This is a genomic window from Demequina sediminis (assembly GCF_039545075.1).
Classification (GTDB): Bacteria; Actinomycetota; Actinomycetes; order Actinomycetales; family Demequinaceae; genus Demequina; species Demequina sediminis.
In genome coordinates this window covers 135,826-148,976 of sequence record NZ_BAABRR010000005.1, presented here as the reverse complement: position 1 = coordinate 148,976, position 13,151 = coordinate 135,826, and the positions used below count along the sequence as shown (strand labels likewise).

The window sequence follows — 13,151 nt, the reverse complement described above, 5'->3', positions numbered from 1 at the left end:
TCCGCGCCCCTCGGCATGTCCCGAGGTGGTGGCGACCGGGCCGCCGGGGTGGTCGCGCCGATGCCCCCAGCCCCGGCCGCCGCGCGGACCATCCCCCCGCCGTGACGCCTCCCTCCCGTCGTGCTCGCGCATCGTCCACCGTGAAGGGGGAGGTGGCGCATGGCGGTCAAGGACGTGGTGGGCAGGTACGGGGAGGACCTCGCGGCGCGGTCGCTGTCCGCCGCGGGCTGGGAGGTGCTCGATCGCAACTGGCGGTGCCCGGTCGGTGAACTGGACATCGTGGCGCGCGAGGGCGGCGAGGTGGTCTTCGTCGAGGTGAAGACGCGTCGCTCGGACGCCTTCGGCGGGGCGCTCGCGGCGGTGACGCCGCACAAGATGAGGCGCCTGCGCGTGCTCGCGGGTCAGTGGCTCGCGGCGCAGGGGGAGAGCTTCGGGTCGATCCGGATCGACGTGGTCGCGGTGACGCTGCCAAGGTCGGGAGCGCCCATCCTCGAGCACGTGCGTGGCGTCGGATGATCGGCCGGTGCCGCTCCGTGGTGCTCACGGGTCTGGTCGGCCACGTCATCGAGGTCGAGGCTCACGTCGCACACGGGCTGCCCGCGTTCACGATCGTCGGCTTGCCCGACGCGTCGCTCGCCGAGGCCAAGGAGCGGGTGCGGGCGGCGGTCGCGTCCTCCGGCGTTGAGTGGCCCCGGCATCGCATCACGGTCAACCTGTCGCCCGCGTCGCTGCCGAAGTCGGGGCCCGCGACCGATCTCGCGATCGCGGTCGCCGTCCTCGCGGCGGCCCGCGCCATCGACGCGGCGCGCGCGAGGGACATGGTGCTCCTGGGTGAGCTCGGGCTGGACGGACGTGTGCGGCCGGTGAGGGGAGTCTTGCCGGCGGTGGCGGCGGCGTGCGCCGCGGGGTGGACCCGCGTCGTGGTGCCAGCCGGCAATGCCGGCGAGGCGGGATTGGTGGCCGCTGCCAGGGTCAGCGCGGCGCCCGCGCTGGCGACGGTGCTCAGCGACCTGGGCGCCGATGCCCACGCCGAGTCCCTCGAGACGGTCCGGCCTCCCGCCCTCACCGGGCCGCGGCGGGCCGTCCCCGACCTTGCCGACGTGAGGGGGCAGGCCGAGGCCAGGGTCGCGCTCGAGGTGGCCGCAGCGGGCGGCCATCACCTGCTGATGGTGGGTCCTCCCGGCGCGGGCAAGACGATGCTCGCGGAGCGGCTTCCGGGCGTCTTGCCGGACCTCGGCGAGGAGGAGGCCATCGCGGTGACGAGCGTGCACTCCCTGGCGGGTGTGTTCGATCCCGCGGAGGGCCTGGTACGGCGGCCCCCTTTCGAGGCGCCGCATCACACGGCGTCCGCCGCGTCGATCGTCGGGGGAGGGTCGGGCCTGGCGCGCCCGGGCGCGGTCTCGCTCGCGCACGCCGGGGTGCTGTTCCTCGACGAGGCTCCCGAGTTCCCCACGCGCGTCCTCGAAACGCTGCGCCAGCCGCTCGAGCGCGGCGAGATCGTGTTGCACCGCGCGTACGGCGTCACTCGCTATCCGGCACGCTTCCAACTCGTGCTCGCCGCGAACCCGTGCCCGTGCGGGCGGTTCGTCGGCACGGGCGAGTTCTGTCGCTGCAAGCCCGATGCACGGCGCCGCTACCTCGACCGACTCTCGGGCCCGCTCCTGGATCGCATCGACATCCAGGTGACGGTGGGGCCGGCCGCGCGCGCCGACGTCCCCGGCGAGAGCTCGGGCGCGGTCGCGGCGCGGGTCGCGCGTGCGCGGGACGCCGCCGCGGAGAGGCTTGGGCCACACGGCTGGCGCCTCTCGGTCGAGGCGACGGGGCCGTGGCTGCGCAAGGCGACCTCGAGGTCGGCGTGTGCGGGCCTGTGGCATGCGGTCGACCGCGGCACGCTGACCGCGCGCGGTTTCGACCGCGCCTTGCGCGTCGCGTGGACGCTCGCGGATCTCGAGGGAGCGAGCTCTCCCGACGCGACGCACGTGGGCCAGGCGCTCGTGCTGCGTCAGGGGGTGCGCTCGTGACCGGCGCGGGAGAGGCCCTCGACGTCGTGGACGCGAAGATCGTCTGGAGCGCGATCGCCGAGCCGGGAGACCGCGTCGCGGCGGGTCTGAGGGAGGCGCTCGGCTCGGTCGAGGCGCTCGCATGGGTGCGTCGCGCCGCGCGGGATCCCCACGGCGCCACGTGGGACCTCGCGCTCGACCCCGCGACCGCCGCTAAGGTCATGGGGTTCGTCGAGCGCTGGGCTCCGCGCCTCGGAGCCGCCGAGCCCGACGCGTTGCGTGAGCGTGCCGGCCGGGTCGGCGCCCGCATTCTCACATCCGCCGACTCCGAGTGGCCGCGCGCATTCGCGCGACTCGGGCCGGACGAGCCCCTGGTGCTGTGGGTGCGTGGTCCCGCGAGTGTCGACGAGGCCTTCGGTCGCTCGATCGCGATCGTGGGCTCGCGCGCCTCGACCACGTATGGCGACCACGTGGCGTCGGAGATGGCCTCCGCGGCGGCGGATCGCGGCGTGTGGGTCGTGAGCGGGGGCGCGTACGGGATCGACGCGGCGGCGCACCGGGGCGCGCTCGCGGCGGGAGGGGGCACCGTCGGCGTGCTCGCCGGCGGCGTGGACCAGCTCTACCCGCGTGGCAACACGGAGTTGCTCGAGCGCATCCTCGAGGACGGCGCGATCGTGAGCGAGCAGCCGCCGGGCTTCGCGCCCCACCGGGCCCGCTTCCTCAGCCGAAACCGACTCATCGCGACGGCCTGCGCCACGGTGGTGGTCGAGGCGGCGGCCCGGTCGGGTGCGCTGAGCACGGCGCGCCACGCGGTGCGGCTCGCGCGGCCGGTGGGCGCCGTGCCGGGGCCGGTGACCTCCGCGGCGTCGCGAGGCTGCCACGTCCTCGTGAGGGAGGGCGAGGCCGTGCTCGTGACCACGGGCGACGAGGCCTTGGAACTGGCGCTGCCCGCGGGCGACGTCGTGACCGACGACGATCCCGGCGCCGACCAAGGAGGCGAGGAGTTCGCGACGCAGGCGGAACGCCAGGCGTACGGCGCGCTGAGCTCGCGCGGCTCGACCACGGACCGGGTTGCGGTGGCTGCGGGGCTGACGGCGCGGGAGGCCATGGGAGCGCTCGGCGGGCTGCATGCGAGGGGGCTCGTCGAAAGGGTCGATGGCCGCTGGCGCCGCCCACCCAAGCCCAGGAAGGAGCCTGATAAAGCGGACATTACCCCACAAACTATGGGTGATTGATGGGGGTGATGTGACAAATGTGACTGAAGGTATTGATTTGACAAGTGTGACGGTGCCATGGTTTCGCCATGGCCACCACGGACGCCGCCGCGAGCGAACTGCTCGGCGCCTTCGAGAGGTTCCTGCGCCACGAGCGCGGGCTCTCGGGCAATACAGTGCGCGCGTACCGGGGAGACCTGACTCACCTCGTGGCTCACCTCGCCACTCACCGGGGTGGCGCCGACGCCGCCGTTGATGCACCCATCGACGCCGCCATCGACACCGACGCGAGCCTGCGCACGTGCACCCTGGGAGCGCTGCGTAATTGGCTCGCGGCCATGGACGGCGACGGCCTCAGCCGCACGACGCTCGCGCGGCGCGGAGCCGCCGCCCGTGCCTTCTACGCGTGGGCGGCCGACACCGAGCGCATCTTGCCCAACCCCGCGCTCCGGCTCGCGTCCGCCCGGCCCGCCTCGGTGTTGCCAACGGTGCTGTCCCACGCGGATGTCGTGACGCTGCTCGACGTGGCGCGGACCCGCGCTGACGATGGCGACCCGCTGCACCTGCGCGACTGGGCCGCGGTGGAGATGCTGTACGCCACGGGGATGCGGGTGGGCGAGCTCGCCGGAGTCGACCTGCGCGACCTCGACCTCGATGGCCGCCTGGTTCGCGTCACCGGCAAGGGCGACAAGGAGCGCGTGGTGCCGTTCGGCATCCCGGCGGCCCACGCGCTGTCGGCGTGGATCGACAGGGGCAGGCCTCAGCTGCTCGGTCCGGCGACGGACGGGGCCCTGTTCCTCGGCCGGCGCGGCCAGCGGGCGGACCAGCGCCAGGTGCGCGCCGCCGTCCACGAGTTGTGCGGTCTCGCAGGGGTCGACGAGGTCGCACCGCACGCTCTGCGCCACACCGCGGCCACGCACCTGCTCACCGGCGGATCGGACCTGCGCAGCGTCCAAGAGGTGCTGGGTCACGCGAGCCTCGCCACTACCCAGCGCTATACCCACGTGTCCGCCGAGCGGCTTCGCGCCGCCTACCACCTCGCCCACCCGCGCGCCTAGAGGGAGACGCCCATGTCCGAGCTCAACGCGATGTTGTCCGAAGTCGAACCCGAGGGCGCCGTCGGCGTCCGTGGTGTCGACACCTCCGCCTGGTGGTCAGATCTCGCGGCGGGCGGCGCGGCGAGGGCCGCGGCGCGCGACGCGCTCATCACGCATTACGCGCCGCTGGTGTCCCAGGTCGCGACGCGGGTGATCGCGAAGCTGCCGGACACGGTTGAGCTCGCGGACCTCGTGTCGTACGGCATGTTCGGCCTCATCGACGCGGTCGAGAAGTTCGAGCCGAGCCGCGGCTACAAGTTCGAGACCTATGCGGGAACCCGCATCCGTGGTGCGATCATCGACGAGCTGCGCGCGGCGGACTGGGTGCCGAGGTCGGTGCGGTCCAAGGCACGCGCCCTCGAGCAGGCGACCCGCGAGCTCGAGCAGCAGCTCATGCGTCCGGTGTCGGACGAGGACGTCGCCGCGCATATCGGATGGGCGACCGCCGAGGTCCGCACGGTGCGCGCGCAGGTCGCGTTGTCCCACGTCGCCGCGCTCGACGGCATGCCGAGCGAGCCCGACACGCAGCCCATCCCTACGCTCGGCTCACCCGCGTTTGCCCTCGCCTCGGCCAGGCTCGAGGCGCGCGAGGCCTCGGCCCTGCTGGCCGCCGCCGTCCAGGGTGTGCGGGACCGCGAGCAGGAGGTGCTGCGCCTCTACTACTACGAGAGCCTGACCCTCGCGCAGATCGGCGAGATCCTGGGGGTGACCGAGTCGCGCGTGTCACAGATTCACTCCGGGGCAGTGAAGAAGCTGAGGGAGTCGCTCGTGCGCACGGGCGCCTTCGTCTGATCCGCCAGCGGGAGCAGGGCCACCGGCCCGAACCCCGCGAGCAGGTCGAGCGGGTCCGCGTATTCGCCGTCGACCCGCACGCCCCAGTGCAGGCACGGCGTGGGTGCGCAATGTCCCTGCTCCGGACCGAGCGTCGCGACCACGTCTCCGCGCGCCACGCGAGTGCCCACCGTGACCGCCGCCATCACGGGCTCGAACGACGTCACGACCCCCGCACCGTGGTCGATCGTGAGCACGCCCCTGTCCACCACGCGACCGGCGAAGGCGACCACGCCGTCGGCAGGCGCGCGCACCTCCCCTCCGGGCGCCGCGGCGAGGTCGATCCCGCGATGGCCCGCCGCCCACGGCGCCGGGGGAGGATCGAACAGCGCGAGCGCATGGACGGGGCTGACGGGCGGGGCGAGGAGGCCCGGTGAGGGAGGGGCCGATGCCGCGCTCGGGTGAGGCGACGCGACCGCCCACGCGAGCATCGTCCCCGCGAGGGCCAGGGCAAGAGCCGCGCGGCGGGAGAGCGGTGTCATGGCTCGAGCGTGCGCGTCGCCGGGCCAATCGGGCCAGCACGCCGCCGCGCCTCGTGGAGAGCCACTCCGGGCGTCGGGGCCGGGGACATCGGCCGATTCGCTCCGCGGCCCCCGCTCGGGTACGCTAAGTCCCGCATCCGGCATGCCCGGATGACGTCGCGCGTCATTCGCTTCCCATGGGGGAAGCGCCGGGAGGGCGAGGTCCGAGCAATCGGTGCCCGACCGCGATGGCGCCAGGGATGTGAGCCGCCTGGCACGCATCGTCAACCGAACACGGGCGCGTGCGCCCGACAACTCAAGGACCGCGCGTGCGCGCGTCCGGAACAGGACCAGCCATGGCCGTCGTGACCATGCGCCAGCTGCTCGACTCGGGTGTCCACTTTGGACACCAGACCAGCCGCTGGAACCCCAAGATGAAGCGCTTTATCTTCACCGAGCGCAACGGCATCTACATCATCGATCTCCAGCAGTCGCTGTCGAAGATCGACGCCGCGTACGAGTTCGTCCGCGACACCGTCGCGCACGGCGGCACCGTGCTCTTCGTGGGCACCAAGCGCCAGGCGCAGGAGCAGGTCGCCGAGCAGGCCAAGCGCGTGGGCATGCCCTACGTCAACGAGCGTTGGCTGGGCGGCATGCTCACCAACTTCCAGACCGTGAGCAAGCGCGTCTCGCGCCTCAAGGAGCTCGAGCTCATCGACTTCGACGACGTCGCCGGTTCGGGACGCACCAAGAAGGAGCTCCTCGGCATGCGCCGCGAGAAGGAGAAGCTCGACAAGACGCTGGGCGGCATCCGCGACATGGCGAAGGTTCCCTCCGTCGTGTGGATCGTCGACACCAACAAGGAGCACCTCGCGGTCGATGAGGCGCGCAAGCTCGGCATCCCCGTCGTCGGCATCCTCGACTCGAACTGCGACCCCGACTCCGTCTCGTACGGCATCCCGGGCAACGACGACGCGATCCGCTCGGTGGGCCTGCTCACCCGCGTGATCGCCGACGCCGTGGCCGAGGGCATCCGCCTGCGCCACGCCGGCGCCTCCGCCGGCGCCGAGGCCCCCGCGGGCGAGGAGCCCCTCGCCGAGTGGGAGCAGGAGCTGCTCGACGGCGCCAAGGCCGACGAGGCACCCGCCGCCGAGGCCGCCACCGAGGCGCCCGCCGCGGTTGAGGCACCCGCCGAGGAGGCCCCGGCCGCCGAGGTCGAGGCTGCCGAGACCACCCCCGCCGCCGAGGTCGCCGAGGCGCCCGAGGCCGCCACCGACGAGAAGTAAGGACGCATCACATGGCGAACTACACCGTTGCCGACATTCAGGCGCTCCGCGAGCGCACCGGCGCCGGCATGCTCGACGTCAAGAAGGCCCTCGATGAGGCGGACGGCGACCTGGACAAGGCCGTCGACATCCTGCGTGTCAAGGGACTCAAGGGCGTGACCAAGCGCGAGGGCCGCTCGGCCTCCGAGGGCCTGGTCATCACCTCGATCGAGGGCGCCGACGGCGCTCAGGTGGGCACGCTCATCGAGCTCAACTCCGAGACCGACTTCGTGGCGAAGAACGAGAAGTTCATCACCCTTGCGGAGCAGGTCCTCGCGGCGGTTGTCGCGGCGGGTGCCGCGAACGCCGAGGAGGCCCTCGCGGCCCCCCTCGACGGCAAGACCGTCAAGGACGTCATCGACGAGAACGCGGGCGTGCTGGGCGAGAAGATCGTCCTGCGCCGCGTGGCCCGCGTCGAGGCCCCGGTCGTGACCGAGTACCTCCACCGCACCAACAAGGACCTTCCCGCGCAGGTGGGCGTCCTGGTGGGTACGGACGCCAAGGCGGGCGAGGTCGCACGCGACATCGCGATGCACATCGCCGCGTACTCGCCCACCTTCCTGGTGCGCGAGGACGTCCCCGAGGAGACCGTCGCCAACGAGCGCCGCGTCGCCGAGGAGACCGCGAAGGGTGAGGGCAAGCCCGAGGCCGCGCTTCCGAAGATCGTCGAGGGTCGCCTCACGGGCTTCTTCAAGGAGAACGTGCTGGTCGAGCAGGCCTTCGCGAAGGACCCGAAGACCACGGTCGGCAAGGTTGTCGAGAACGCGGGCGGCGAGGTTGTTTCCTTCGCCCGCTTCCGTGTGGGAGCCTAAGCCTCAACCCCACCGACCCATATCGAGCAAGGCGCGGCGCGCCGTCAGGAGGTCCATCCGTGTCCGAGACCAGCGATCTGATCCCGGGCAGGGAGGCCCCGGCGGCGCGCCGCGTGCTTCTCAAGCTCTCCGGCGAGATGTTCGGCGGGGGACAGATTGGTCTTGACCCTGGAGTGGTGCGCCGCGTCGCGGGCGAGATCGCCGATGCCGTCCGCGAGGGCGTGCAGGTCGCGATCGTCGTGGGCGGCGGCAACTTTTTCCGGGGAGCGGAGCTGAGCCAGAGCGGCATGGAGCGGGCGCGCGCTGACTACATGGGCATGCTCGGCACGGTCATGAACGCTCTCGCGCTGCAGGACTTCCTGGAGCAGGCGGGCGTGGCGACGCGCGTGCAGACCGCGATCTCGATGGGACAGGTTGCCGAGGCGTACATCCCGCTGCGCGCGATCCGCCACATGGAGAAGGGCCGCGTCGTCATCTTCGGCGCAGGAGCGGGCATGCCCTACTTCTCGACGGACACCGTCTCGCTCCAGCGCGCCCTCGAGACGCGCTGCTCCGAGGTCCTCATGGGCAAGAACGGCGTCGACGCGGTCTACACCGCTGACCCGCGCAAGGACCCCTCGGCGGAGCGCCTCGAGAGCGTCACGTACACCGAGGCGCTGCAGCGACAGCTCGCGGTGATGGACGCCGCGGCCTTCTCTCTCGCGATGGAGAACCGCATGCCCATGCGCGTCTTCGGACTCGACGAGCCTGGAAATGTGACCCGTGCCCTGCTCGGTGAGACAATCGGAACCCTGGTGACGGCCTGACGCCGCACCTCAGAAGGAGACAAGCGTGACTGAGATGATCCTCCTCGAGGCCGAGGAGAACATGGACAAGGCCGTCGCGGTGGCCAAGGACAACTTCGCCGGCATCCGCACGGGCCAGGCGTCTGCAGCGATGTTCGCGAACATCGCCGTCGACTACTACGGTGCCCCGACGCCGTTGCAGCAGCTCGCCGCAATCAACGTCACCGAGGCCCGCTCCGTCGTCATCGCGCCGTACGACGCGAGCGCCAAGAAGGAGATCGAGACCGCGCTGCGGAACTCGGACCTGGGGGTGAACCCGTCCGACGACGGCCAGGTGCTGCGCATCATCCTTCCGCAGCTTACGGAGGAGCGCCGCCGCGACTACGTGAAGCTCGCCCGCACCAAGGCCGAGGAGGCCAAGGTCACGGTACGCAACATGCGCCGCAAGGCCAAGGACCTCATCGATGCTGGCGTCAAGGACGGCGAGTTCGGCGAGGACGAGGGTTCGCGCGCGGAGAAGGAGCTCGACGCCCTGACCAAGAAGCACGTCGACGCGATCGACGCGCTCCTTGCGCACAAGGAGAGCGAGCTCCTCGCAGTCTGATGCCTGACGCGACCGCGCGACAGGGCGTCTCATGAGGTGGGGGCGTCGCCGCGACGCGGACCTCGACACCTCGACCGGGCCGGAGCCGGCCCCGACGCCCGGCGCGACGTTCGTGCCCGTGAGCGGCGCCGAGCCGGGCGTGCGCGACGCATCGCCGTGGCCCGCGGGCCACCCCGAGGGCGATCGTGAGCTTCCCGGTCCGGCCGACGCCGCGATCGAGCATCCCGCCGCGACCGCGCCGGTGGCCTACGCGGCCCCCGAGGTGTCCGAAGCCGTGGCCGCCGCGGAGTCCGCGCTGGTGACGCGTCGCGCGGGCGAGGACGATGTCGTGGACCCGGTCGACGTGGCGGTCCCCCTCTCGGGTGCGATGCCCGTCGCGACCCCGCGCCGCGCGGGGCGCAACCTGTGGCTCGCGTCCGCCGTCGGCATCGTCCTGGCCATCGGCGCGCTCGTCGCGGCCTGGTGGAACCCGCTGGTCTTCGCGGTGACCATCTATGCGTTCTGCATCGCGGCCGTGATCGAGTGGCGCGCCGCGCTCGCGCGGCACGGCATGCACGTGTCGATCGCCCCCGTCATCATGGCCACGGTCGGCATGGGAGTGGCCACCTGGTACGGCGGGGGAGAGGGGCTCGTCGTCGCGTTGCTCGTCGCCAGCGCGGGCGTGGTCGCGTGGAGGATCGTCGACGACCGCATCGAGAACACCCTCGCGGACTCTCTCGTGGGCATCCTCACTCTCACCTGGATCCCGTTCCTGGCATCGTTCATGCTTCTCCTCGAGCTCGCGGACGAGGGCTGGAAGCGCGTCGTGATCCTGATCCTCGCCGTGATTCTCAACGACACCATGGCGCTCTTCACGGGCATGCTCTTCGGGCGGCGCAAGCTCGCGCCGCGCGTGAGTCCCAAGAAGACGTGGGAGGGCGCGATCGGCGGCGCGGCGTTCGGCGTCGCGGCAGCGACGGTCGCGGCCTTCGCCCTCCTCGACGGCCGCTGGTGGATCGGCACGGCGGTGGGACTCGGCGCTGTCGTCGCCGCAGTGCTTGGCGACCTCGCGGAGTCGGCGCTCAAGCGCGACATCTCTGTGAAGGACATGTCGAGCGCGATCCCTGGCCACGGCGGCGTGCTGGACCGCCTCGACTCGATGCTGCCCGCCGCGGCGGTCGCCTATCTCATCTTCGCTCTACTTCTGGGGACCTCATGACCTCGCATCCCACTCTTCCCATGCTTGCGCCCCGGCGCGGCAAGCCGCCGCGCCACTTCGCGGACCTCGACGCCGTCGAGCGCGTCGATGCGCTGCAGCAGCTCGGCCAGCCCAAGTTCAGGGCCAAGCAGCTCGCGACGCACTACTACGACCACCTCACGGTCGACGCCGAGGACATGACCGACCTTCCCGCCTCCGCGCGCGAGGATCTGGTCGCGGAGCTGTTCCCGCCCCTGCTCACCAAGGTCACGTCGCTCACGGCGGACGACGGCGAGACGGTGAAGACGCTGTGGAACCTCATCGATCACGCCAAGGTCGAGTCCGTGCTGATGAAGTACCCCGAGCGTGCCACGCTGTGCGTGACGAGCCAGGCAGGCTGCGGCATGGCCTGCCCGTTCTGCGCGACGGGACAGATGGGGCTCACGCGCAACCTGTCCGCCGCGGAGATCGTCGAGCAGGTGCGGCTCGCCGCGCGTGCCGCGCGCGACGGGGAGTTGGGCGGCGACCCCGTGCGGCTGTCGAACGTGGTGTTCATGGGGATGGGCGAGCCGTTGGCCAACTACGCGGCCGTGATCACCGCCGTGCGCGCGCTGACGAGCCCCGCGCCCGAGGGCTTCGGGTTGTCGGCGCGCCACGTCACCGTGTCGACCGTGGGCCTCGTCACCGGCATCGATCGCCTCGCGAGCGAGGGCATCCCCGTCACGCTTGCGCTCAGCCTGCACGCCCCCGACGATGAGCTCCGCGACACGCTCGTGCCCATCAACGCGCGGTGGAAGGTCGATGAGGCGCTCGACGCCGCGCGACGCTATTTCGACGCGACGGGCCGCCGCGTGAGCATCGAGTACGCGCTCATCAGGGACATCAACGACCACGCGCACCGCGCTGAGCTGCTCGCCCAGAAGCTCACGGCACGCGGCGACGGCTGGGTGCACGTCAACCCGATTCCGCTCAACCCCACCCCCGGCTCGAAGTGGACCGCCTCGGACCCCAAGGTCGAGCAGGAGTTCGTTCGCATCCTCAGGATGCACGGAATTCCGACCACCATCAGGGATACTCGAGGCAGCGATATCGACGGCGCATGCGGCCAGCTGGCGATCAAGGAGAGATGATGACCGTCCTGTTCCCCAAGGTGAATGCCCTGCGTCTCGGCTATCACCCCGCGCAGGTCGAGGCGTTCTTCGACACCGCGAGGTCGGTCTACGAGCGGCCCGGTCAGGCCCCGACGGAGCTCGAGCCCCTCGACGTCCGCCGGACCGCGTTCGACCTCAAGCACGGCGGCTACGAGACCACGGCCGTCGACGCGGCGCTGGATCGCCTCGAGGTGGCCTTCGTGGGCCGCCAGCGCGAGGCCTTCGTGCGCCGCAACGGACAGGACGCGTGGATGCAGGACCTCGCCCAGCGCGCTCAGACGCTCTATCCGCGACTGCGCCGGCCGGCGGGAGAGCGGTTCGCTCACCCCGCACGGCTCGGGCGCGGCTACCGCGCGAGCGATGTCGACGAGTTCCTCGCGCGCGTGACCGCCTTCTTCGACCGGGGCGCGCCGCTGACCGCCGACGAGGTGCGCGCCTCGACGTTCCGCGCCGCGCGCGGTGCTCGCGCGTACGACGAGGGCACGGTCGACGCGTTCCTCGCGCGCATGGTCGACATCCTGCTCGGCGTCTCCGAGGGATGACCCGCACCGTCGCGCTGCTCGGGTCGACCGGGTCCATCGGGACTCAGGCGCTCGACGTCATCGCGCGCCACCACGACGCGTTCGACGTGGTCGCCCTCGCCGCGGGCGGAGCCGACCCGGCGGCCATCATCGCCCAGGCGCGGGAGCATCGTCCCTCCTACCTGGCCGTCGCGCGCGAGTCAGCGGTCGCGGAGATTGCCGCCGCACTGCCCGGGGTCGAGGTCGCCGGTGGCGCCGATGCCGTGGTCGAGGCCGCGCGCAGGGGAGCAGACGTCGTGCTCAACGGGATGACGGGATCCGTGGGCCTGCGGCCCACGCTCGCGGCTCTCGAGTCGGGCTCGACGCTCGCGCTCGCCAATAAGGAGTCGCTCGTGGCCGGCGGAGCCCTCGTGCTCGCGGCCAGGCAGCGCGAGGATCAGATCGTGCCCGTCGACTCGGAGCATTCGGCACTCGCTCAGTCACTGCGCTCGGGCGCCCACAGCGAGGTGCGATGCCTCGTGGTGACCGCCTCGGGAGGCGCCTTCCGCGGCCGATCTCGCGCCTCGCTCGCGGCGGTCTCCCCGGCCGATGCCCTCGCTCATCCGAACTGGGACATGGGCCCCGTCGTGACGATCAACTCCGCGTCGATGGTGAACAAGGCGCTCGAGGTCGCCGAGGCACACCTCCTCTTCGACATCCCGATGGACAGGATCGACGTCGTGGTGCATCCGCAGTCGATCGTGCACTCGATGGTCGAGTTCGTCGACGGCGCGACCATCGCGCAGGCGTCGCCGCCCGACATGCGCCTGCCGATTGCGCTGGGGCTCAGCTGGCCCGACCGCCTTCCGGACGTCGCTCCGCGACTCGACTGGACCCACGCACAGGCGTGGACCTTCGAGCCGCTCGACGAGGACGCCTTCCCCGCGATTCGCCTCATGAGGGACGCGGTGGCGGCCTCCGCGCTGCACCCCGCGGTGTACAACGCCGCCAACGAGGAGTGCGTGAGGGCCTTCGTCGACGGCGATCTTCCCTTCCTCGGGATCGTGGACACGGTCCGGAGCGTTGTCGAGGCGTACGACGCGCCGGCGGAGGTGACGCTCGACGAGGTCGACCATGCGGAGTCGTGGGCACGCGAACGCGCGGCGCGCGCGATCGCGGCGGCGAGAGGGTAGG

Annotated in this window: 14 protein-coding genes; 13 read left to right on the top strand and 1 reads right to left on the bottom strand. The window is 71.9% G+C overall.

What is annotated here, in order from left to right:
• The first annotated feature begins 159 nt into the window (after positions 1-159).
• From ABEA62_RS06260 to ABEA62_RS06240, 5 genes are all read left to right on the top strand, one after another.
• Positions 160-516: a YraN family protein gene (locus ABEA62_RS06260; RefSeq protein WP_345379133.1), complete on the top strand. Its 357-nt coding sequence runs from the start codon at positions 160-162 to the stop codon at positions 514-516.
• Positions 513-2,021: a YifB family Mg chelatase-like AAA ATPase gene (locus tag ABEA62_RS06255; protein WP_286216424.1), complete on the top strand. Its 1,509-nt coding sequence runs from the start codon at positions 513-515 to the stop codon at positions 2,019-2,021. The genes ABEA62_RS06260 and ABEA62_RS06255 overlap by 4 nt, the downstream gene beginning before the upstream one ends.
• A complete protein-coding gene (gene dprA / locus ABEA62_RS06250; RefSeq protein WP_286216423.1) occupies positions 2,018-3,235 on the top strand; it encodes a DNA-processing protein DprA in 1,218 nt (405 codons plus the stop codon). Before ABEA62_RS06255 ends, dprA begins: the two co-directional genes overlap by 4 nt.
• A gap of 68 nt (positions 3,236-3,303) precedes the next feature.
• On the top strand, positions 3,304-4,272 hold the full coding sequence (locus tag ABEA62_RS06245; RefSeq protein WP_286216422.1) for a tyrosine-type recombinase/integrase: 969 nt from the start codon (positions 3,304-3,306) through the stop codon (positions 4,270-4,272).
• A gap of 12 nt (positions 4,273-4,284) precedes the next feature.
• Positions 4,285-5,103, top strand: coding sequence for a FliA/WhiG family RNA polymerase sigma factor (locus ABEA62_RS06240; RefSeq protein WP_286216419.1), 819 nt, complete (start codon positions 4,285-4,287; stop codon positions 5,101-5,103).
• Here ABEA62_RS06240 and ABEA62_RS06235 read toward each other — a convergent pair.
• Entirely contained in the window at positions 5,043-5,624 is a 582-nt protein-coding gene (locus tag ABEA62_RS06235) for a M23 family metallopeptidase (RefSeq protein WP_345379128.1), read from the bottom strand. The genes ABEA62_RS06240 and ABEA62_RS06235 overlap by 61 nt on opposite strands.
• Positions 5,625-5,959: 335 nt before the next feature.
• On the opposite strand from ABEA62_RS06235, the gene rpsB reads away from it, so the two are divergent.
• Genes rpsB through dxr form a run of 8 tightly spaced genes read left to right on the top strand, consistent with a single transcriptional unit; the run spans position 5,960 to position 13,150 of the window.
• Entirely contained in the window at positions 5,960-6,889 is a 930-nt protein-coding gene (rpsB, locus tag ABEA62_RS06230) for a 30S ribosomal protein S2 (RefSeq protein WP_286216417.1), read from the top strand.
• 11 nt (positions 6,890-6,900) lie between these two features.
• On the top strand, positions 6,901-7,740 hold the full coding sequence (tsf, locus tag ABEA62_RS06225; protein ID WP_345379126.1) for a translation elongation factor Ts: 840 nt from the start codon (positions 6,901-6,903) through the stop codon (positions 7,738-7,740).
• Between the two features lie 59 nt (positions 7,741-7,799).
• The gene (pyrH, locus tag ABEA62_RS06220; RefSeq protein ID WP_286216416.1) at positions 7,800-8,546 is read left to right on the top strand and encodes a UMP kinase; all 747 of its coding nucleotides are present in this window, start codon (positions 7,800-7,802) and stop codon (positions 8,544-8,546) included.
• Positions 8,547-8,571: 25 nt separating this feature from the next.
• The gene (frr, locus tag ABEA62_RS06215) at positions 8,572-9,129 is read left to right on the top strand and encodes a ribosome recycling factor (protein ID WP_286216415.1); all 558 of its coding nucleotides are present in this window, start codon (positions 8,572-8,574) and stop codon (positions 9,127-9,129) included.
• 31 nt (positions 9,130-9,160) lie between these two features.
• Positions 9,161-10,327, top strand: coding sequence for a phosphatidate cytidylyltransferase (locus tag ABEA62_RS06210; RefSeq protein WP_286216414.1), 1,167 nt, complete (start codon positions 9,161-9,163; stop codon positions 10,325-10,327).
• Positions 10,324-11,436 carry a dual-specificity RNA methyltransferase RlmN gene (gene rlmN / locus ABEA62_RS06205; protein WP_486304398.1) on the top strand — a complete coding sequence of 371 codons (1,113 nt, stop codon included), beginning with the start codon at positions 10,324-10,326 and terminating at the stop codon, positions 11,434-11,436. Before ABEA62_RS06210 ends, rlmN begins: the two co-directional genes overlap by 4 nt.
• Positions 11,436-11,999 (top strand): DivIVA domain-containing protein, encoded by a 564-nt coding sequence (locus tag ABEA62_RS06200; RefSeq protein ID WP_286216412.1) that lies wholly within the window; start codon positions 11,436-11,438, stop codon positions 11,997-11,999. Before rlmN ends, ABEA62_RS06200 begins: the two co-directional genes overlap by 1 nt.
• The gene (gene dxr / locus ABEA62_RS06195) at positions 11,996-13,150 is read left to right on the top strand and encodes a 1-deoxy-D-xylulose-5-phosphate reductoisomerase (protein WP_286216411.1); all 1,155 of its coding nucleotides are present in this window, start codon (positions 11,996-11,998) and stop codon (positions 13,148-13,150) included. Before ABEA62_RS06200 ends, dxr begins: the two co-directional genes overlap by 4 nt.
• Position 13,151: the final 1 nt, after the last annotated feature.